Below are 917 nucleotides of genomic sequence, written 5' to 3'. Positions count from 1 at the left end.
CAATCTGGTTCTGTGCATATAGGGGGCCTGGACATTCGCAGATATGCCGCGTCTGAGTACCGCTCTTCGATTGCCTATCTGTCTGAAGAACCCCAGATTCTAACAGCCTCTCTTCGTGACAATTTACTGGTCGCTTCGGTTAATTCGAGTGATGGGCGATTGCGGCAGGCATGTGAAAAAATGGGATTGTTTGACGATGATCAGCTACTTCCTGAAGGTCTTGACACTCCGATGGGTGGAGAGCGCCAATACCCCGCAAGTTTCACCAAAAAGATAGGGTTAATTCGTCTTTTTCTTAGAGATGCGAGTTTGATTATCCTTGATGAGCCTAGTCGTAACCTTGACGAGTATTCTGTCGGGTATTTGATGGATTACATCAAATCAAAAACGTCTGAAGCAACAATGATTATTGTCTCCACTCATCCTTATATCCGAAGGTTGGGGCAGCACGAAGTTCTCATGGAAAACGGTCGTGTGCAGGAAATTAAACGTTTGAATTCTGGTGATTTTGTGTAAGGAGATGGCAATGAAGAACCTTTATCAGTCAATTAGCCGAGCATATGGAAAAAATAGCGAGCAAACCTTGCTCTACAGTTCTGAATTTGACAAAGAGAATCCGGGGAAGATGTTCACCCTCGCCCCAAAATTGATTTTAGTGACTTTAGTGTTGTTATTACTCTGGGCTTCGATCGCGCAGGTTATCGAGGTAACTCGCGCCAACGGCAAGTTGGTGCCTTCAGACTCAATCGTACAGATCCAGCACCAGAACTCTGCTGAGGTCATTGAGGTCGCCGTTGCAGAAGGAGATTTAGTAGAGCAGGGAGACGTACTTTTTATGCTCGATCCAGTATTGATGGCTTCGGAATTGTCTCAGTTGCGTGCACGGCATGCTTTTTTATCGATAGAGTCTGAGCGGT

The 917-nt window shown here is 45.7% G+C and carries 2 protein-coding genes; both read left to right on the top strand.

What is annotated here, in order from left to right; translation table 11 throughout:
* The coding region (locus A3739_RS01660) for an ABC transporter ATP-binding protein (RefSeq protein WP_156502242.1) at nt 1-516 on the top strand (516 nt) is incomplete at its 5' end.
* A 10-nt stretch (nt 517-526) separates the two neighbouring features.
* A partial coding sequence (locus A3739_RS01655) for a biotin/lipoyl-binding protein (RefSeq protein ID WP_197471949.1) occupies nt 527-917 on the top strand: 391 nt, incomplete at its 3' end.

Source organism: Oleiphilus sp. HI0067 (assembly GCF_001635735.1).
Note: the sequence above shows the minus strand (reverse complement) of the source record. Positions and strands in the feature narration are given on the sequence as shown.